The sequence below is a fragment of the Paractinoplanes atraurantiacus genome, from assembly GCF_900215205.1.
GTDB lineage: Bacteria > Actinomycetota > Actinomycetes > Mycobacteriales > Micromonosporaceae > Actinoplanes > Actinoplanes atraurantiacus.
In genome coordinates, this window is the sequence record NZ_OBDY01000040.1 from 53,726 (window position 1) to 71,004 (window position 17,279).

Annotated in this window: 22 protein-coding genes; 9 read left to right on the forward strand and 13 right to left on the reverse strand. The window is 69.9% G+C overall.

What is annotated here, in order from left to right; all coding sequences use genetic code 11:
• Positions 1-99 precede the first annotated feature (99 nt).
• Genes CRP55_RS47095 through CRP55_RS47110 form a run of 4 tightly spaced genes read left to right on the forward strand, consistent with a single transcriptional unit; the run spans position 100 to position 2,882 of the window.
• Positions 100-1,065, forward strand: a complete 966-nt coding sequence (locus CRP55_RS47095) for a methionine ABC transporter ATP-binding protein (protein ID WP_097328619.1) — start codon at positions 100-102, stop codon at positions 1,063-1,065.
• Positions 1,062-1,718 carry a methionine ABC transporter permease gene (locus tag CRP55_RS47100; protein WP_097328620.1) on the forward strand — a complete coding sequence of 219 codons (657 nt, stop codon included), beginning with the start codon at positions 1,062-1,064 and terminating at the stop codon, positions 1,716-1,718. The genes CRP55_RS47095 and CRP55_RS47100 overlap by 4 nt, the downstream gene beginning before the upstream one ends.
• A gap of 12 nt (positions 1,719-1,730) precedes the next feature.
• Positions 1,731-2,546, forward strand: coding sequence for a MetQ/NlpA family ABC transporter substrate-binding protein (locus CRP55_RS47105; protein WP_097328621.1), 816 nt, complete (start codon positions 1,731-1,733; stop codon positions 2,544-2,546).
• Between the two features lie 30 nt (positions 2,547-2,576).
• On the forward strand, positions 2,577-2,882 hold the full coding sequence (locus CRP55_RS47110; RefSeq protein WP_097328622.1) for a hypothetical protein: 306 nt from the start codon (positions 2,577-2,579) through the stop codon (positions 2,880-2,882).
• Here the strand turns inward: CRP55_RS47110 and CRP55_RS47115 are convergent.
• The 8 genes from CRP55_RS47115 to CRP55_RS47150 all read right to left on the reverse strand — a co-directional run bounded on the left by CRP55_RS47115 (position 2,828) and on the right by CRP55_RS47150 (position 10,378).
• Positions 2,828-3,430 (reverse strand): P-loop nucleotide/nucleoside kinase family protein, encoded by a 603-nt coding sequence (locus CRP55_RS47115; RefSeq protein WP_281260864.1) that lies wholly within the window; start codon positions 3,428-3,430, stop codon positions 2,828-2,830. The two genes, CRP55_RS47110 and CRP55_RS47115, sit on opposite strands and share 55 nt — an antisense overlap.
• 611 nt (positions 3,431-4,041) lie before the next feature.
• Positions 4,042-4,716, reverse strand: a complete 675-nt coding sequence (locus tag CRP55_RS47120) for a class I SAM-dependent methyltransferase (RefSeq protein WP_281260865.1) — start codon at positions 4,714-4,716, stop codon at positions 4,042-4,044.
• A gap of 72 nt (positions 4,717-4,788) precedes the next feature.
• A complete protein-coding gene (locus CRP55_RS47125; protein ID WP_097328624.1) occupies positions 4,789-5,028 on the reverse strand; it encodes a hypothetical protein in 240 nt (79 codons plus the stop codon).
• Positions 5,025-5,555: a class I SAM-dependent methyltransferase gene (locus CRP55_RS47130; RefSeq protein WP_097328625.1), complete on the reverse strand. Its 531-nt coding sequence runs from the start codon at positions 5,553-5,555 to the stop codon at positions 5,025-5,027. The genes CRP55_RS47125 and CRP55_RS47130 overlap by 4 nt, the downstream gene beginning before the upstream one ends.
• A gap of 37 nt (positions 5,556-5,592) precedes the next feature.
• On the reverse strand, positions 5,593-6,660 hold the full coding sequence (locus tag CRP55_RS47135) for an FAD-dependent monooxygenase (protein WP_097328626.1): 1,068 nt from the start codon (positions 6,658-6,660) through the stop codon (positions 5,593-5,595).
• Positions 6,661-6,729: 69 nt separating this feature from the next.
• Complete coding sequence (locus CRP55_RS47140; protein ID WP_097328658.1) at positions 6,730-7,785, reverse strand: tartrate dehydrogenase; 1,056 nt, start codon at positions 7,783-7,785, stop codon at positions 6,730-6,732.
• A gap of 5 nt (positions 7,786-7,790) precedes the next feature.
• Positions 7,791-9,371: an SLC13 family permease gene (locus tag CRP55_RS47145; protein ID WP_097328627.1), complete on the reverse strand. Its 1,581-nt coding sequence runs from the start codon at positions 9,369-9,371 to the stop codon at positions 7,791-7,793.
• 44 nt (positions 9,372-9,415) lie between these two features.
• Entirely contained in the window at positions 9,416-10,378 is a 963-nt protein-coding gene (locus CRP55_RS47150; protein WP_097328628.1) for an ArsR/SmtB family transcription factor, read from the reverse strand.
• Positions 10,379-10,681: 303 nt separating this feature from the next.
• Here CRP55_RS47150 and CRP55_RS47155 point away from each other — a divergent pair, with 303 nt between their 5' ends.
• Together CRP55_RS47155 and CRP55_RS47160 are read left to right on the forward strand one after the other, a co-directional pair.
• The gene (locus CRP55_RS47155; RefSeq protein WP_097328629.1) at positions 10,682-11,056 is read left to right on the forward strand and encodes a hypothetical protein; all 375 of its coding nucleotides are present in this window, start codon (positions 10,682-10,684) and stop codon (positions 11,054-11,056) included.
• The gene (locus tag CRP55_RS47160) at positions 11,023-11,733 is read left to right on the forward strand and encodes a hypothetical protein (protein ID WP_097328630.1); all 711 of its coding nucleotides are present in this window, start codon (positions 11,023-11,025) and stop codon (positions 11,731-11,733) included. The genes CRP55_RS47155 and CRP55_RS47160 overlap by 34 nt, the downstream gene beginning before the upstream one ends.
• Before the next feature lie 173 nt (positions 11,734-11,906).
• On the opposite strand, the gene CRP55_RS47165 is transcribed toward CRP55_RS47160, so the two are convergent.
• The 3 genes from CRP55_RS47165 to CRP55_RS47175 form a co-directional block, all read right to left on the reverse strand.
• Entirely contained in the window at positions 11,907-12,326 is a 420-nt protein-coding gene (locus tag CRP55_RS47165) for a hypothetical protein (RefSeq protein ID WP_097328631.1), read from the reverse strand.
• A gap of 64 nt (positions 12,327-12,390) precedes the next feature.
• Entirely contained in the window at positions 12,391-12,708 is a 318-nt protein-coding gene (locus tag CRP55_RS47170) for a DUF3817 domain-containing protein (protein WP_097328632.1), read from the reverse strand.
• 103 nt (positions 12,709-12,811) lie between these two features.
• A complete protein-coding gene (locus CRP55_RS47175; protein WP_179855662.1) occupies positions 12,812-13,915 on the reverse strand; it encodes a ScyD/ScyE family protein in 1,104 nt (367 codons plus the stop codon).
• 186 nt (positions 13,916-14,101) lie between these two features.
• Between CRP55_RS47175 and CRP55_RS47180 the strand changes: the two genes are divergently transcribed.
• Positions 14,102-14,518, forward strand: a complete 417-nt coding sequence (locus CRP55_RS47180; protein WP_179855663.1) for a hypothetical protein — start codon at positions 14,102-14,104, stop codon at positions 14,516-14,518.
• Here CRP55_RS47180 and CRP55_RS47185 read toward each other — a convergent pair.
• Positions 14,489-15,268: an MBL fold metallo-hydrolase gene (locus CRP55_RS47185; RefSeq protein WP_245923847.1), complete on the reverse strand. Its 780-nt coding sequence runs from the start codon at positions 15,266-15,268 to the stop codon at positions 14,489-14,491. The genes CRP55_RS47180 and CRP55_RS47185 overlap by 30 nt on opposite strands.
• 57 nt (positions 15,269-15,325) lie before the next feature.
• Between CRP55_RS47185 and CRP55_RS47190 the strand changes: the two genes are divergently transcribed.
• Positions 15,326-16,006 (forward strand): hypothetical protein, encoded by a 681-nt coding sequence (locus tag CRP55_RS47190; protein WP_097328635.1) that lies wholly within the window; start codon positions 15,326-15,328, stop codon positions 16,004-16,006.
• Here the strand turns inward: CRP55_RS47190 and CRP55_RS47195 are convergent.
• Positions 15,960-16,394, reverse strand: coding sequence for a hypothetical protein (locus CRP55_RS47195; RefSeq protein WP_143235431.1), 435 nt, complete (start codon positions 16,392-16,394; stop codon positions 15,960-15,962). The genes CRP55_RS47190 and CRP55_RS47195 overlap by 47 nt on opposite strands.
• A gap of 93 nt (positions 16,395-16,487) precedes the next feature.
• Here CRP55_RS47195 and CRP55_RS47200 point away from each other — a divergent pair, with 93 nt between their 5' ends.
• Positions 16,488-17,240 carry an SDR family oxidoreductase gene (locus tag CRP55_RS47200; protein WP_245923849.1) on the forward strand — a complete coding sequence of 251 codons (753 nt, stop codon included), beginning with the start codon at positions 16,488-16,490 and terminating at the stop codon, positions 17,238-17,240.
• Positions 17,241-17,279 lie beyond the last annotated feature (39 nt).

A 17,279-nucleotide genomic window follows, 5' to 3' on the forward strand; every position in this document is an offset into this window, starting at 1 on the left:
ACAGTCGTTACACCGACTTTCCTCGCGCGAGCAAGGTCGCTATGGTCTGTCGATGTCCCATCAGCCTATGGGATATCTAGGTTTTAAGGGTGCTTCTTCTTGATCGAGATAACGGGACTCCGGAAGACCTACCGGAGCCGCGGCCGTGAGGTGCGCGCCGTCGACGGCGTCGACCTCACCGTGGGTGAGGGTGACGTCTTCGGCGTGCTCGGGCAGAGCGGCGCCGGCAAGAGTACGTTGCTGCGCTGCGTGAACATGCTGGAACGGCCCGACGAGGGGCGGATCACGGTCGGCGGGGTCGACCTGACCTCGCTGAACCGGAAAAGGCTGCGGCTCGCCCGGCACGGCATCGGGATGATCCACCAGCACTTCGCGCTGTTGTCGTCGCGGACCGTGGCCGGCAACATCGCGTTCGCGCTCGAGGTCACCGGCGAGCCCCGGGCCGCCCGCAAGGCCCGCGTGTCCGAGCTGATCGACCTGGTGGGTCTCAGTGGGCGCGAGGACGCGTACCCCTCGCAATTGTCCGGAGGTCAGAAGCAGCGCGTGGGCATCGCCCGGGCGCTGGCCGCGCGGCCCAAGGTCCTGCTGTCGGACGAAGCCACGTCGGCGCTCGACCCGGAGACGACCGACTCCATCCTGCGGCTGCTGCTCGACCTCAACCAGCGGCTCGGCCTCACGATCCTGCTGATCACCCACGAGATGGGCGTCGTGAAGAAGATCTGCCACTCGGCGGCCGTGATGCGCGATGGCAAGTTCGTCGAGTCCGGCCCGGTCGCCGACCTGTTGCACCACCAGGGTTCCGAACTCGCACACGGCCTGTTCCCCCTCGCCGCACGCTCATCGGAGCCGGGCGCGACCCTCATCGACGTCACCGCCAGCGGAGAGGACGCCGACGCGCCCCTCACCGGCCTGGCCCGGCGCTTCGACTTCCGGATCCTCGAAGGCTCCGTCGAGACGCTGGCCGCCACCCGCGCCGGACGCTGGCGGCTGGCCCTCACCGGTGACGCCGCCCCGCAGATCGAGTTCCTGCGGTCGCACGGCGCCCAGGTGGAGGTAGTGGCATGACCTGGTCCGAGGTCTTCGACCTGCTCTGGGTGGGCCTGCAGGAGACCGCCTGGATGGTCTTCGTGTCGACAGTGCTGACCGCGATCGGCGGGCTGCTGCTCGGCGTCCTGCTCGTGCTCACCGCGCCCGGCGGACTGCTGTCGGCGCCGCCGCTCTACTCGGTGCTCGGCCTGATCGTGAACATCACCCGGTCGCTGCCGTTCATCATCCTGCTCGTCGCGGTCATCCCGTTCACCCGGGCCGTGGTCGGCACGACGATCGGCACCGACGCGGCCATCGTGCCGCTGACCATCGGCGCCATCCCGTTCTTCGCCCGCATCGTCGAGGCCGCGCTGCGCGAGGTGCCCAGCGACGTCATCGCCGCGGCCACCGCGATGGGCGCCACCCGCACCCAGATCGTCGGCAAGGTGCTGCTCCGCGAGGCCCGGCCCGGCCTGGTCGCCGGGCTGACCATCACGGTCATCGCGCTGGTCGGCTACTCGGCCATGGCCGGCGTGGTCGGCGGCGGTGGTCTCGGTGACCTGGCCATCCGCTACGGCTACCAGCGCTTCGAGACCGAGGTCATGGTCGCGACCGTCGCCGCGCTCGTCGTCTTCGTCCAACTCGTACAGATGGCAGGCGATCTGATCGTCCGCCGGCTCTCCCACAAATAGAAAGGTTCTCTTGTGCGCCGCTCCATCACCGCCCTCGTAGCGTCCGCTTCCCTCCTGTTGGGGCTGGCCGCTTGCGGTTCTTCTGACTCTTCCGAGGCGTCCTCGGACACCTTGAAGGTCGGCGTCAGCCCGGTTCCGCACGGGGAGATCCTGAAGTACGTCGCGGACAACCTGGCCTCCAAGGAGGGCCTCAAGCTGGACATCGTCGAGTTCAACGACTACATCCAGCCGAACGTGGCCCTGAAGGAGAAGCAGCTCGACGCCAACTACTTCCAGCACATCCCGTACCTGGAGGAAGAGGTCGCGTCCAAGGGCTACAAGTTCACCGCGCTCAAGCCGGTGCACATCGAGCCCCTCGGCGTCTACTCCAAGACGGTCAAGAGCCTGGCCGAGGTGCCGTCCGGCGGCATCGTGGCCATCCCGAACGACCCGTCGAACTCGGGCCGCGCCCTGAGCCTGCTGGCCAAGAACAACCTGATCAAGCTGAAGGACGGCGTCGGCGTCAAGGCCACCGAGAAGGACATCACCGACAACCCGAAGAACCTGAAGTTCAAGGCCCTCGAGGCGGCCCAGCTGCCCCGTAGCCTCGAGGACACGGCGATCTCGGTCATCAACGGCAACTACGCCATCGAGACCGGCCTCAAGCCGGCCACGGACTCCCTGGCCCTGGAGTCCGGCGACGACAACCCGTACGCCAACCTGGTCGTGGTCCGCACCGGCGACGAGAACGACGCCCGCGTGCAGAAGCTCGAGAAGCTGCTGCACAGCCCCGAGGTGAAGAAGTTCATCACCGACAAGTACCAGGGCTCGGTCCTCCCGGCCTTCTGATCCGACGATGGCGGGCGCGATACTTCAGCCGTGCCTGACCGACCTGAGATCGTCTGCATCTGTGGCTCCCTCCGGTTCGCCGAGGAAATGAACTCGGCGAACCGGGAACTGACCTTGGCCGGCGTCATCGTCGTCGCGCCGGCCGCCTTCCCTTTTTCACCGGAAGACGACCAGAAGGCTGCCCTGGCCGCCCTCCACCTGCGCAAGATCGATCTGGCCGACCGGGTCCTGGTCGTCAACCCGGGCGGATACATCGGCGAGACCACGACCAGGGAGATCGCCTACGCCCGCGCCTGCGGCAAGCCGGTCTCGTTCACCGACGGCCAGAATCGCTGAACCCACTCCGGCCAGCTCCCCTCCCCCGACGGCGGGACGGCCGGAAAAGACCCGGAGAACTCGTCGGCGCCGGGCACCTCGAACATCTCCCGCCAGGGGCCGAGCTCCGCCTCCGCCATGGGGAACGTCAGCTCCGGCGTGTGCTTCCAGCGATGCTGAATCCGGCTCCACTGCACGTCACGCTCCACCGGCAGGTACACGATCTCACTGGCCGCACCCACCGACCCGGCCAGCCAGCGCAGCGCGGAGCGCTCATCGCGCGACCAGAGCCCGAAGTCGAGAACGACGCTCAGTCCCAGGCGCAGCGTGTCGAGGGCCAGCGTGATGAGCAGGCCTTCCAGCAGCCACCGCTTGCCGTCCGGCCGCTCCTGGTGACGGTCGTCCTGACCGAAGAGGGTGAGCGCCCAGTGGTCGGGGGTGAGTCGCAGGGCGCCGTGCTCGGCCGCGAGCTCCCGCGCCCGCACGGTCTTCCCCGAGCCGGGAAGGCCCACCATCAGGAATAGTGTGGGTGCCCGATCCGCCGGCATCTTTCGCACCGCCTCGTTCATGTGGTCATGATGCCCGGCCGTCACCCACAAGCACTCGCGACCAGCCAGGCCGCGCGAGGGCACAGCCGCATTTCCTCGGGACGTGCGGCTCCCCCGTCAACCACGCGCCTTAGGCACCGCTTCCGTGTAGACCGGGCGATGGAAGCCAGTCAGTTGGCGAGGCGCCTGTTCGAACTCCTCCTAGTTCCGAGAGTCCGCAAACTCCTCGCGGATGGTGGGGTGGCCGCGTCCAGATCATCGTGAATGACGACTCTCCACAGTTGCCCTGGGAGCTGGTGCACGACGGCCGGGAATTCGTCGCTGGAGCTGCCGGTCATCACGACGCCGGCAAAACTCGGCGGTGCGCAGGTGACCTCCCCGTTCCCAGCCGAGATACTGAGAGTGGAGGCGGATCGATGAACCGCTTCGACGCTGATTTCGGTCCGGTGAGCACGACGAGCGTCGAGCTGTTCGGTGGCGGAGTCCGGATGGCGGTCCTCTCCGCCTGTCAGACAGCGATAGGAGGGCGGAGGAGGGCACCTACCGCCGAAACACCGCGTTCCGCATGTCCCCCGCACTCGGTATCCATGTGATCGGGATGACAGCTCCGCCGCCATCGCCACCACCGTGAGTCATCGAGCCGGGCCGCCGCAGCGGCGGCCTCGTACGACGAGGAAGGGCGGAAGCCCCGCGCGATGGGGCTGATGGTCGATGAGCCGCTGGTCCGGCTGTGGTTCGGCGATGACCTCGATGGCGAAACGCTCGGCGATCAGGGCCATGAGGTAGCGCGACAGAGTGCGGTGCTGATTGCCGGCACGCCGGACGCCGGACGGGTTGGCCGACCTCCAGAAGCCCTGAGCGAAGTAGTCCCCGACGATCCGCCGGCTCGTGCCGTCGCCGGAGTCGGCCCAACCGGCGTGCGGGGCCTCGAAACAGGGGTGCGGGACGGTGAAAGCCAGCCTGCCGCCCGGTGCCAGGACCCGCCGAACGGACCGGAGAGCGGCTTCGAGGTCGGGCACATTGTTGAGGGAGAGCCCGGCGGTGACCCACTCGGCGGAGCTGTCACTGACGGTGGCCAGGGTGGTGCCGTCGTCCACCGCGTAGGTGGCGCCACAGGGGTCGGCGGCTTCGATCGATCTGGCGTGTTCGACAAGGCGCTCCGTCGGGTCGATACCGACGACGGTCGCCCCGCGGGCGGCGACGGCACGCGTCATGAGCCCTTCCCCGCACCCGAGGTCGACAACTCGGGCACCCGACATGTCCCGGGGCAGGACCGCGAGGAGAGCGTCGCGGGCGAAGTCATGCATCGGTGAGCCGCGGTCGAGGTGAGCGGCATACCAGTCAGCGATGGTGTCCCAGTTGTCTTCCACAAGGCGACCTCACATGCCGAGAGGCGCGCTGACCTGAAGGCGCCGGTCGAGGGCGGCGACCAGCGGATCCGCCAGATCGGCCCGGATGTCGAGCGCCCAGGGGCGCAGAGCGGTCAGAAAACCGGCGAGATCATGCTGTACGTCAGCCAGCAGCTTCGGAAGGTCATCGCGCGGGATGTCGATGTGTGGCTCGTCCGGGCCGACGGCGGTCGCGAACCACTGCTCCAGCACCGGCGTCAGCCTGATCATCGCCCGAGCGCGTTTGATGGGCCGGGCGGGCGCTGGGCTGACACTGCCGCTCGGGTGCCGGTCACGGTGGTGGTGATGTTGGTGAAGTGGGCTTGTCTCAGGGCGCTGGTTGCTCGGGCGGCTATCGCCTCTATCGCCATGCGGGTCGGGCGCTCGGCGAAGACGTGGAAGGTGCCGCCGGGGGCCAGGAGGCGGCCGATCTGGTCCAGCAGGCCGGGTGGGGTGCCGAGCCAGAAGAGGCTCACGTTGACGGCGAAAACGGTGTCGAACGAGCTGTCTGGCAGGTCGGCCTCTTCGATGGCCAGCTGGCGGACCTCGACGTGGCCGGAGCGGATGTGGGCGGCGTTGCGCTCGCGGGCCAGCCGCACCGCGCCGGCCGCACGGTCGATGGCGAGGAGGTGGCCTGTGGTGAGGTGGTCGGCGACCCTGGCCGCGGTGGCGCCGCTGCCGCAGCCGATCTCCAGCAGCCGGTCGGCCGGACCCACCGGGAAGATCTCCGCCCGGTTCAGGAGTGCGTTCGCGCCCATAGCGGTCCCTACGGTACCCGCTTGATCGACGCAGCCGTCAGCGCAGCGGGCCGTACGCCGCCTTGTAGGAGATCGGGCCCATCAGCGGCAGCAGGGCGTTGCGGAGACGGATCGGCAGGCCGGCGACCTTGGAGAAACGGTCGGTGGCGGCCTGGACGTGGGTGACCCGGTCGCGGCGGCGCTCCTCGTAGCGGGCACCCACCGAATCCCACGCGCCGCCGGCCAGCAGGTCGGCCAAGGTGATCGCGTCCTCCATGGCCAGCGCACCGCCCTGGGCCCAGACCGGGGCGGTGGCGTGTGCGGCGTCGCCTATCAGGACGCAGCGGTCCCGGTGCCAGGTGGCGATCCGCACCTCCTCGATCGGTGAGTGGTAGAGGCGGCCGAGGTTGCCGAGCACCTCGCGCACCGGTGCGGGGTAGGCGCCGAAGGTCTCCCGCAGCCACGACGGGTCGGGGTCGACCGGGCCGCCCCGGGTGGCCGAGGCGAAGACGTACACCTCGGAGTCGTCGACCGGGATCATCAGGAACGCGCCTTCGGCGCCCGACCAGACCGTGAAGCAGTCGACGCCCGGGTTCGGGGCCATGAAACGCCAGCTGGCCCGGCTCAGCATGGCCGAGCGCATGCCGGCGTGGCCGAACACCTGCTCACGGACGCTCGAGTGCACGCCGTCGGCGCCGACCACGAAGCCGTACCGGCGGCCGCCGACCCGGGCGCCCGACGGCTCCAGCTCGACCGGGCCCACCTTCTCGTGGGTGCGGGGGATGTCCTCGCCGAGCAGCGCGTGCAGGTCGGACCGGCGTACGCACCGGGGCCTCGCGTCGGGACCCCAGAACTCTTCCTCGTCGACCGCGAACAGCACCTTCCCGGCCGCCGACCGGTATTCGCGGCGGCGCGTCGGGCGGCCGATCTTCTCCAGGCCGGCGCGCAGGCCCAGCGCGTGCAGCGCCGCCACCGCGTTTCCGGGCAGGTTGATGGCCAGGCCGCCGTCGCCGGCCGCCGGGTCGCGCTCCACCAGCTCGAAGGGCACGTCCCGCTGGCGCAGGGCGCGCGCCAGCGCCAGCCCGGCCACCCCGCCGCCGACCACCAGCACACTGTCGTCAGTCATGACTCGTTCCTCCCCGGATCCCGAGAAACTCCCCCGGATCCCGCGAGGAAGGTACCGTTCTGTCGGAGATCAGCCCAGAAGGGCAACCAGCGATGAGACGACGGACGCAGTGTCGCCCGTGCCGCCCAGGTCGCGGGTGCGGGTGTCCGGGGCCATGAGGCTCTCCTCGATCGCGGCCATCACGTCGGCCGCGGCCGCCGCGTGGCCCAGGTGCTCCAGCATCAGCGCGGCCGACCAGACGGCGCCGATCGGGTTGGCCACGCCGTGCCCGGCGATGTCGGGCGCCGAGCCGTGCACCGGCTCGAACATCGACGGATAGGTGCGGGTCGGGTCGAGGTTGGCCGACGGGGCGATGCCGATGCTGCCGGCGACCGCGGCCGCGAGGTCGCTCAGGATGTCGCCGAACAGGTTGGACGCGACGATCACGTCGAACCGCCCCGGGTCCAGCACCAGCTTCGCGGCCAGCGCGTCGATGTGCTCGCTGTCCGTCCGTACCTCCGGGAAATCCGCCGCCACCCCGGCCACGACCTCGTCCCAGAACGGCAGCGTGTGGACGATGCCGTTGGATTTGGTGGCCGAGGTGACGTACGAGCCGCGGGTGCCGGCCAGCTCGAAGGCGAACCGGGCGATCCGGGTGACGCCGGGCCGGGTGAAGACGGCCTCCTGCACGGCGAACTCGTCGGGGAAACCACGGTTGAGGCGGCCGCCGATCTCGCTGTACTCGCCCTCGACGTTCTCCCGGATCACCACGAAGTCGACGGCGCCGGGCTCGGCGTCGCGCAGCGGCGAGCGCACGCCCTCGAAGACGCGGATCGGCCGCAGGTTGACGTACTGCCGGAAGGCCCGCCGGATCGGGATGAGCAGACCCCACAGCGACACGTGGTCGGGCACGCCGGGCCAGCCGACCGCGCCCAGCAGGATCGCGTCGTACGGGCGCAGCCGCTCGATGGCGTCGGCCGGCATCATCTCGCCGGCGGCCGCATATCGCTGACAGGACCAGTCGAACTCGTCGTACACCAAATCGATCTTGTGTTTGATCGTGACCGCCTCCAGCACCTGGCGGGCCGCCCAGGTCACCTCGAGGCCGATGCCGTCTCCCGGTATCACCGCTATCCGCTGTGTCATCGCGGTCACCCGAGCCCGACCGCGGCCACCATGAGCGGCAGCAGCAGGAGGATGAGGATGGCGCCGAGCACGTCGAACGAGGCGCCGGAGCGGATCATCGTGGTGATCGGGACGACGCCGGAGCCGTAGACCACCGCGTTCTGCGGCGTGGACACCGGCAGCATGAAGCCGAACGACGCCGCGAAGGTGGCGGCCAGCGCCGGCACCAGCGGGTTGACGCCGGCCGCGACCGCGATCGGGATGATGATCGGCACGACCACGGCCGCCGAGGCGGTGTTGCTGGTCGTCTCGGAGACGATGATGGCCAGCACCACGGCGAACGCGGTGATGGCGAACGTGCTGCTCAGGCCGAGGGCGTCGGCGCTGGAGGTGCCGATCCGCTCGGCCAGGCCGGTGTCGGCCAGCAGCGAGCCGAAGATGATGCCGGTGCCGAACAGCACGATCGTGCCCCAGTCGATGCGCTGGGCGTCGCTCCAGTTGAGGGTGAACTCGCGGTCGCGCCACGAGGTGGGCAGCAGGAAGAGCAGCGACGCGCCGAGCACGGCGACCACGCCCTCGTTGAGGCGGCCGCTGACCACGTCGTACACCTTCGAATCGGTCCCGGAGACCAGGGCCACGATGCCGGGGAAGATCCAGAGGGTGACGGTGACGGCGAAGGCGATCACCGTGTTGCGCTCGGCCGGGCTGAACTTGCCCAGCTTGGCCCGCTCCCCGGCGATGTATTCCGAGACGCCCTCGATCCGGCGCACCTCGGGCCGGTTGAGCAGCAGCAGGATCACCGCGAGGACGGCGAACATGCACAGGCAGATCGGCGCGGCGAGCGCCATCCACTCGGCGAACGAGATCTTCTCGCCCGTCGCCTCCTCGATCAGGCCCCGGCCGATCAGGTTGGGGGGCGAGCCGACCGGGGTGAGCAGGCCGCCGACGCTGGCGCCGTACGCGAGCATCAGCATCAGCGCCGCACCCACCCGCAGGCGGGTCGGGTCGAAGCCCTCGCCGACCAGGCCCCGGTCCTGCATCATCTTGGCGATCACGGCCAGGATGCCGAGCGCGGTCGGCAGCAGCATGGCCACGGTCGCGGTGTTCGACACGAAGGCCGACAGCAGGCAGGTGATCACGCCGAAGGCCACGATGACCCGCACGGTCGACCGGCCGATGCCGGGCAGCGACAGGATGCGGAAGGCGAACCGGCGGGCCACGCCGTGCTTGAGCATGGCCTGGGCCAGGATGAAGGCGCCGATGAAGGTGAAGACGGTGGACGAGCCGAACGGGGCCAGCACGTCGGCCGCCTCGGCCACGCCGAAGACCACGATCAGGCCGACGCCGATGAGCCCGCCGACCGGGATCGGCACGGCCTCGGTCACCCACAGGATGATCACGCCGAGCAGCACGCCGGCCAGCACCTGCTGGCTGGGCGGGATGCTCAGCGGCAGGGCCAGGAAGACGATGGTGACGATCGGGGCGAGGAAGAGGCCGACGGTGCGGCGGCCGCGCTCGAAGCGCTCCTCGGCCGGTGACAGTTGCTGTTCACCCAGACTGCGGTACGTAGCCCCACCGAGCAGGCGTTTCTCGACGTCGATAGCCATGTCGCCTCCTTCAAGTGATTCACATCACTCGATCGTAGGCGGCGTCAGGGCAGGTCGCTCAACAGCGCGTTACCCAGCGGGGTGAGGGTGTGCACGACGGCCTTGCCGGCCCGGCTCGTGGTGATCAAGCGGGCCTCGCGCAGCACCGCCGTGTGCTGGCTGACGCTGGCCGCGCTCACGCCGACCCGCCGGGCCAGCTCAGAGGTGGTGCGAGGGTCGGAGAGAGATTCCAAGAGGCTTGTTCTCGTACGGCCGATGAGCGCGGCCAGATTTTTCGCCTCGGCCGGAAGCTGGAGCGTCAGGTCGTGCTCGACCGGGTAGACCAGCACCGGCGGCAGGGTCGTGTCGCGCAGCACGTCGGGCGTCCCCCACGACAGGTACGACGGCAGGAGCAGCAGGCCGCGACCGTCGAGGTGGATCGTCTGCTCGAACGGGACGTCGGCCTCGAGGAAAGGCGGCTCCCAGCGCAGCTGCGGGCGGAAACTGTCGAGCAGCCCCTCGGCCCCCTGGTCGAGCAGCACCCGCGCCCGGCGGGAACGCTCGGCCTCGATCTGGGCGCGGGCCCTGTCCCAGTACGGGGCGACGGCGCTGTCGTACTGCGACTGGAGCGCCCCGGCCAGCCGTTCCAGGGTGGGCTGATCACCGTCGGCCAGGCGGCCCAGCCAGGACGGGGTGGGCCCGCCGGCGCGGACCAGCTCGCGCATCTCCTCCCGCAGCCGGCCGGCCGGGGTGGAACGCACGGCCTCGAGAGCCGCGGGCAGCCCTCGCGAGCCCTCGGCCGGTGTCAGGAAGTCGGGATAGTAGGCGCCACGGACCAAGGGCAGAAGCAATTCGAGGTCCGTACGGCGGCTGGCCCGCAACGCGTGATCCCGCCAGCGCCCGAAGATCAGCTCGGGTCCGGGCCGGCGCAGCCGCCAGACGCTGAAAATGGTCTCCCAGAGCGGATCGGGCTCGCCGGCGATCCGCACCCGCCCGACATCCTCCGGCGTGAAGTGAATACGCAACACGTCGGCCCGCCCCCTCGGATCTCAGGCGGCGATTCTATCCGGCATCCGGATAACACGACAAAGGACCGCACGCCCCGGGGGAACGCGCGGAGGAGAACGGGTGTCGCCACGAGCAGGTCGTGGTTTTGGCTGGATACACACCCCCGATACCGGCATATCCGTTATTGCCCACACCCGTCCACCGGCTCGTGGCCGACCCGGCGCCATGACCTTGCATGGGAGCGCGCCCGCCCGGCAACACGTTTAATGCGTCGCTGAAAGGATCGCGCTCTCCGAGCCACCCCCGAGCCATTTCGCAGCCTGATGCCGGTTTCGTTCCACAAAGCGCCGGGGCCGCCGCCGGAGATAGGTCACCGCGTCGTCGATCTCTCCTGCCTCCCGCCGATCCCAGGCAAGGATTTCGGCGGCGGCGAGATCGCCGGTTTCCGCCCGGTTCCTCAATTCACCAAACCGCCCGGCGTCCCGCAGCACCCGGGCCAGTTCCTCAGCGGCTCCGTCCTCGCCCACACCGGCGGTCCGGCTTCCCGCTCCCTCGGCCACGGCGGCCCGAGCGCGGAGGCGGTCCAGGTCAACTTCGCCGCGCAAGATGCGCTCCAGCTGCCGGACAGCGGCGACGTCGCCGGCCTGCTCGCGCGGAGCTCGGCGTGGTCGTCGCGGTCGGCGAGCACGCGGGCGTAGACGACGGCGGCGGCCTCGTCGCCGCTGTCGGCCCGACGGCGAAGGTCGTCGATGGCGCCGGTTTCTCGGAGCAACTCGGCGAGTTGCTCCGAGGCGAGGCGTTCGTGCAGATCCGCCCGGCGCCGCAGGATGGCGATCGCCTCGTCCACCTCGCCCTGCTCTCGGAGCACCTCGGCCAGCTCGTACAGCGCGCTTGCGCTGCCCATGTCGGCGTACTGCCGAAGCTCGTCCACGTCACCACGCTCGCGCAGGTGCTGAGCGAAATGGCCTCGCGCGAACGGCTCACCGGCCATCCCGAGCTCGCGGAGCACGGCCGCGGCCCGGCCACCCTCACCGCCCTCGGCGAGATCTTGAAGGAGCCCGAGCCTGCTGCGGCGCCGACGAGGGCGGCCGGGTCGCCCGTGGCGAAAACGTCCTTGGCCAGGCCAGCCATCAGTGGGGAGGAGAGAGTGCGGGCCAGTGGGCCGCTCGGCGCCCCTTTCATCTCGGCGAAGACCAATTCCCACAACGGGCGCCGTTTCGGGGACGGGTCGGTCAGGAAGTCGATGGCGTCGGTGACCTCCAGGGGCTCCATCCGGATCACCGCGGCCCGGGGCAGCACACCGACGATCTCCTCGGCACGGCGGTACTCGCGTTCGCGGCAGGTGATGACTACAGGGCGGTCACCGGCGGCGTAAGTCTCGACAGCGGTCAGGGCGTCCGGCTGGAGCTTCTCGTCGATCTCGTCGAGGCCGTCCAGCACCGGCATCACCCACCAGGCCGAGCGGTCGCCCTCCGCCGTGCGCGACCGAGCGGACAGTGCCGCCGCCACCGGCTCGGCTAGGCCGAAATCCTCAGACAGGCGCCCGGGTCACGAAGTCACCACCGACTCGGCACCGGGGTTCCAGGAGGAGACGCCGAGCAGGACGGGCACCGGCTCGCCCGGCCTCCGGTCGGTGAGCGGCTGGTCGACCAGCATCATGGCCGGCACGCTCTTTCCCGCGCCGGGCTCGCCGACCACGGTCAGCTGGCGCCACGGCAGCTCGCGCAGCTTGGCCGCGATCACTCCGACGTGGCCGGACAGGGGCGACTCCGACCACTGCGGAGGCTCGCCGGCCATCACCGCGGGGCGACCGGCGCTCAGATCGTCGGCCGTGCGGAAGCGGACCCGGATCGGCATCGGGCGGTGCGGGCGGGTGCGCAGCGGGCTCGACCGGACCCGGGACAGCACGTCGGCAGCCAGAGTGGAGGCCGCCTCCGGCAGCGGCAACTGGTCTCCGCCGCCGCGCATCACTCCGACGAGGGACGGAGCGAACGCCCCCCACCATCGCGGCCACCGCGAATGAACCGGCCGATCAGGCGACCGGGGTGAGTTCCTCGGTGGCGGGGCGGCGCTTGGCGACCCAGCGCTCGAAGATCAGGGACGTGAAGGGTGGGATGGAGGCGGTCAGGCCGACCAGGGTGCGCAGCAGGGACCAGCGCTCGGCGCGGGCGGTCCAGACGGCCGCGGCGATGTAGACGACGAACAGCAGGCCGTGCACTCGCCCGAAGATGTAGACGCCCAGGTCGGTGGTCTCGGTGACGCGCTTGAGGTACATGCCGACGAGCAGGCCGGCCCAGGAGAAGGCCTCGGCCACGGCGGCGATTCGGAAGATCTTGTACGGGGTGAACACGGTGCTCGATCGTACAGACGCAGCGGCCGGGGTGACTTGTCGTCACCCCGGCCGCCGGGGGCGGCGCCGGTCGGAGAGGCGCGCCGCTCCTGTGAAAGGACCCCTAGTGGAAGGCCTTCGGGCTGACCTGCACGAGCCGGCCCGCCTTCTTGATGCCCACGAAGCTCGCCGTGCTCCACGCCGTGGAGTAGAGGCTGCCGTTGACGTACTCGATGCCGGTCGGCATGGTCACCTGGGCGTGCGTGACCCGGCCGTGCTGGATGCGGGTGAGGCGGCCGACCTTGGCCGGGTCGAAGCCGGGCGGCGGCGTCGGGCCGGCGGGCATGCCGTAGAGCACCTCGGACGCGTACAGCGTGCCGTTCGGGGCGACCGCGACGCCGGTCAGCGACGTGAAGCCGTGCCAGACCTTCAGGACGCGGCCGGTGCGGCCGTCGAGCTTCCAGATGGACGAGGCCTTCGGCTGCTCGGCGCCCAGGGTGGACACGTAGACGTACTTTCCGCTGGCCACGACGCCGGTCGGGACCGAGTCACAGCCCTTGGTGCCCGGGTTGGCCTGCGCGCCCGGCTTGAGGCATTCCTTGGTCTTCGGGTTCGGCGGGACGAAGAAAGTAGAGATCTTTCCCGTACGCGGATTGATCCTCAGGACGTCATTCGCGCCACCGTCGGCAACGAGCAGACCCCACTTCGTCGACGTGATGCTGAACGGGTTGGAAAGAGCGTCGTACGGCTCGCCCTTGGGGTTGAATTGTTTCTGCCTGTCCGGGTTGTGCTTCAGCTCGTATTTCAGCAGATCGGCCAGGACCCGGACATTCTTGCCGTTCTTGTCGGCCACCAGCACGGTGGCCGGCTTGTATTTCGACGGCGGCGGTGGCGGGCCGTCCGGTGCCGGGCCGCCGAGCGCGACGTAGATCCGGTGGCCGTCGGTGGTCACGCCGGACGGCGACGGCAGCTTCGAGATCAGTGTGCGCTGGCGGCCGTTGTGCAGGTCGACCGCGGTGATCTCGCCGGAGTCCCCCTCGGCGACCAGCGCGGTGCGTGACGAGACCACATCGAGTCCGAACGGTCCGTCGAGGCCTTTGGCGATCGTACGGATCGGCGGCGGGCCGTGGTGACCACCGGTTCCGGCATAGGCCGGAACACCGGCCAATACGGTCACCAGGCCGGTCGCGGCGGCGGCCGACGCGGTCAGCGCGTGCGTGAATTTCATCCCTGTCCCCCCGACAGTTACGCTCGCTATTCGGTGATTTCCGATAACACTTTTCAACGCACCCGGTAACCGCGCAACCACCCGATCGGCCGAGTGAATGGAGCATTCGGCCTCCCCCATTCAGGGTTACCTTTCTTGATCAATTATCGGGTGTCAGATCTTGTACGCCGGGTCTACAGTCGCGTCATGGAACTGCGCTGGTGGTCGATCGAGGTCCTTGACGGGCCCGGCGGCTCCGCGCGCGCCTGGCGCGACGGGCTGGGCTCAGCGCTGACGGAGGCCGCCATCACTCACGGTGCCTATCAGTGGGAGTGGCACACCCACACGTGGGGCGTTCTGTTCGAGATCGCGTTCGCCACCGACGAGCGCTGGGCGGCCTTCCGCGGCCTGCCGCTGGTCACGGCCGCGCTCGACGCGGTGCCCGATCCGGTGCACGGCCTCTACGTCTACCCCGGCCGGGGCGGCAGCTCGGGGCCGCACGTTCCGCGCCGGCCGCGCCCGATCGCCGGTGCCGGGGCGGCGCCGCTGCCGATGGACGAGGAGCTCGATGTCGTACGGCTGGTGTCGCCGACCTCAGCTCCGCCCTTCCGCATCGCCGTCTGAGGCGTCGCCGTCTGAGGCGTCGCCGTCTGAGGCGTCGCCGTCTGAGGCGTCGCCGTCTGAGGCGTCGCCGCCTGGGGCGTTGCCCGCGTACTCCCGGAAGCTGTCGACGGCCCGCCCGGTGACGGCTTTGCCGTGCCCGAAGACGGCGTGCTCGAAGTCGAAGGTGGCCAGCTTGGCAATGCTGCGGGCCTGCTCGGCCGGGTCGGCCGAGACCTGCGTGGGGCCCAGGGTCACCTTGCCGTCGCGGCCGCGGCCGGCGGTGTCGCCCACGAAGAGGATCCCGCCGTCGCGCTCGAGCAGGTACGAGACGTGGCCGCGGGTGTGACCCGGCGTGTGCAGGGCGGTGAAGCCGGGGACGGGGCTGCTCTCGTCGCCCGTGATCAGCTGGTCGAGCTTGGTCGGCTCGGGGGTGCCGATCAGGCGTACGGCGAATTTGGCCAGGCCTTTCGGAGGCTCACCGGTGATCGCGCCCGTGATGACCGGTGCGTCCGCGGCGTGCGCGATGACCCGGGCGCCCGAGCGGCGGCGGATGTCGGCCACGTTCCCGACATGATCGAGGTGATGGTGCGTGAGCAGCACGACCCGTACGTCACCGATCGTCTTCTTCATCTCGCGCAGAGCGCGGTCGATGCGCTTGGCGTTGCGCGGCAACCCCGTGTCGACCAGCACGACGCCGTCGTCGGTGACCACCAGGTGCACGTTCACGAAACCGAGGCTCAGCTCGAAGACCCCATCCACCACTTCTCGCACGCCGATCATTCTGCCCCACCCGGCCCGGAGGTCAATTTGCCCGTTTAGTCTGATCGCATGGACCGCCGAACGTTTCTGTCCACCGCCGCCGGCGCCTTCTCGCTGCTGGCGATCGGCGCCGGCGGCGTGCCCAGCCGGCCGATGTTCGAATGGTCCCGCCCGGGCGGCTTCTTCAACCCGGGCGTGGGCGTCTTCGAGCCGCCGCCGCTGGTGGTCTTCGACGACGGCACCGCGTACGCCGACGCCGCGGCCAGCCTGCGCCTTCCCCACGCCGAGGTCCGCGCGTTGCGGATCCACGCTCTCGACGCGCTCCGCACTCCCATCGACACGGTCAAGGACGACAGGCCTTTCCATGACGTACGGGTGTGGGCCGGCGCCGGGAAGCCTCTCCGCGCCCGGGTCGGCGCGGGACCGGTCGTCGCGTTCCCGCCGGCACTCCATGAGCTGCACGACCGAGTACAACGCCTGCGCCGCCGCGTTCTCGACGGCGAGATCTTCCGCCCACCCGCAGTTCTTCTGGCGACCGTGAAGATCAATTACTTGCCCGATTTTTCGGATATTTGGCCTTTTGATGCGCCGCCGGTCGAGGGGTACGCCGAGCAGCGTCTTCGTGGTTCTTCCGCGCTCGAGGTGCAGCAACGGCTGCCCCGCGCGACCGAGACCGTCTGGCCGATCTACCGCGTCGGCGCCGCTAGCTACGTGGCTGCGACGTGGCGTTATCTGCTGCCCCACGAATAGACCAGGTGACGTAGACAAGCAGGACCGCCAGCACCACCTCGATGCCGAGGCCGGTGCCGACGCCCAGCGCCTCGGCCAGCGAAAAGTTGCCGAAGTGCGTCACGTGGAAGAGGAAGTGCGTCGCCGCATAGATCAGATAGCCGATCAACGCCGACATGACCACCTTGTTCTCCATGACCACGGCCGCGAAATACAGCATCGCGGTCAGCGCCAGTCCGAGCCCGCCCACATCCGACACCAGGTGCTCGTTGTACGGCGGGTCCAGCTTCACCGTCGGGAAGTGGTCGTAGAACGCGCGCGGGAAGAAGTACTGCCAGACCGAGGCGATCGTCTGCAGTCCGGCCAGGGTCAGCAGGCCACCCCGCAGCCACGAGTTCACAGGTGTCATGCCGAAAGGACGCGTCACCAGCGCTTTTCGTGACAGCACCCGGTGTGCCGCGGGTCACTGTCACGTTCCCGGCGGCTGCCTCGTCCCTCCGGCATGAAGACATTGCGCATTGCCGTCGCGGGGGGAACCGGCCTGGCCGGACGGCAGGTCGTCGAGGCGATCCGCACCCGCGGGCACTCCCCCGTGGTCCTGTCCCGCGCCGCCGGCGTCGACCTGCTCACCGGCGCCGGCCTGGACGACGCCCTGACCGGCGCCGACGTGGTCGTCGACGTCAGCAACGTGCTCACCCAGCGCAAGGCGGTCGCCGTCGACTTCTTCGAGAAGGCGGGCACCCACTTGACCGCCGCCGCCACCCGAGCCGGCGTACGCCACCTCCTGTCCCTGTCGATCGTCGGCGTGGACCGCGTGAAGAACGGCTACTACACCGGCAAGCTCCGCCAGGAGGAGATCGTCCGCACGTCGGGCCTGCCGTGGACGATCCTGCGGGCCACCCAGTTCCACGAGTTCGCCGGCCAGCTGCTGTCCGCCGTCCCCGGCCCGCTGGCGCTGGTCCCGACGGGCAAGGTCCAGCCCATCGCCGTCCGCGAGGTGGGCGAGCACCTGGCCGCCCTGGCCCTGGAGCCTCCGCAGGCCATGGCCCCCGAACTGGCCGGCCCCCGCCTGGAGACCCTGGTCGACATGGCCCGCCGCCTGATGGCCGCCGGCGGCGCCCGCCGCCGCCCCGTCCTCCCCGTCTACTTCCCCGGCGGCATGAGCGCCGGCGGCCTGCTCCCGACCAGCGACGGCCCCCGGGGAACCCAGACCTACACGGACTGGCTGAAGGAGAACACCGCCGCCTTCCACTGACCTCTCAGGCAGCGCCGCTGGCAGGTCTTTCAGTGAGCC

What these genes read in the sequence shown, in the direction of transcription:
- CRP55_RS47100 (WP_097328620.1), top strand. Translation starts at nt 1,062, where the DNA reads ATGACCTGGTCCGAGGTCTTCGACCTGCTCTGGGTGGGCCTGCAGGAG.
- CRP55_RS47115 (WP_281260864.1), bottom strand. Translation starts at nt 3,430, where the DNA reads ATGAACGAGGCGGTGCGAAAGATGCCGGCGGATCGGGCACCCACACTA.
- CRP55_RS47120 (WP_281260865.1), bottom strand. Translation starts at nt 4,716, where the DNA reads ATGCATGACTTCGCCCGCGACGCTCTCCTCGCGGTCCTGCCCCGGGAC.
- CRP55_RS47125 (WP_097328624.1), bottom strand. Translation starts at nt 5,028, where the DNA reads ATGATCAGGCTGACGCCGGTGCTGGAGCAGTGGTTCGCGACCGCCGTC.
- CRP55_RS47130 (WP_097328625.1), bottom strand. Translation starts at nt 5,555, where the DNA reads ATGGGCGCGAACGCACTCCTGAACCGGGCGGAGATCTTCCCGGTGGGT.
- CRP55_RS47135 (WP_097328626.1), bottom strand. Translation starts at nt 6,660, where the DNA reads ATGACTGACGACAGTGTGCTGGTGGTCGGCGGCGGGGTGGCCGGGCTG.
- CRP55_RS47140 (WP_097328658.1), bottom strand. Translation starts at nt 7,785, where the DNA reads ATGACACAGCGGATAGCGGTGATACCGGGAGACGGCATCGGCCTCGAG.
- CRP55_RS47145 (WP_097328627.1), bottom strand. Translation starts at nt 9,371, where the DNA reads ATGGCTATCGACGTCGAGAAACGCCTGCTCGGTGGGGCTACGTACCGC.
- CRP55_RS47155 (WP_097328629.1), top strand. Translation starts at nt 10,682, where the DNA reads ATGCCGGTTTCGTTCCACAAAGCGCCGGGGCCGCCGCCGGAGATAGGT.
- CRP55_RS47165 (WP_097328631.1), bottom strand. Translation starts at nt 12,326, where the DNA reads ATGCGCGGCGGCGGAGACCAGTTGCCGCTGCCGGAGGCGGCCTCCACT.
- CRP55_RS47175 (WP_179855662.1), bottom strand. Translation starts at nt 13,915, where the DNA reads ATGAAATTCACGCACGCGCTGACCGCGTCGGCCGCCGCCGCGACCGGC.
- CRP55_RS47180 (WP_179855663.1), top strand. Translation starts at nt 14,102, where the DNA reads ATGGAACTGCGCTGGTGGTCGATCGAGGTCCTTGACGGGCCCGGCGGC.
- CRP55_RS47190 (WP_097328635.1), top strand. Translation starts at nt 15,326, where the DNA reads ATGGACCGCCGAACGTTTCTGTCCACCGCCGCCGGCGCCTTCTCGCTG.
- CRP55_RS47195 (WP_143235431.1), bottom strand. Translation starts at nt 16,394, where the DNA reads ATGACACCTGTGAACTCGTGGCTGCGGGGTGGCCTGCTGACCCTGGCC.
- CRP55_RS47200 (WP_245923849.1), top strand. Translation starts at nt 16,488, where the DNA reads ATGAAGACATTGCGCATTGCCGTCGCGGGGGGAACCGGCCTGGCCGGA.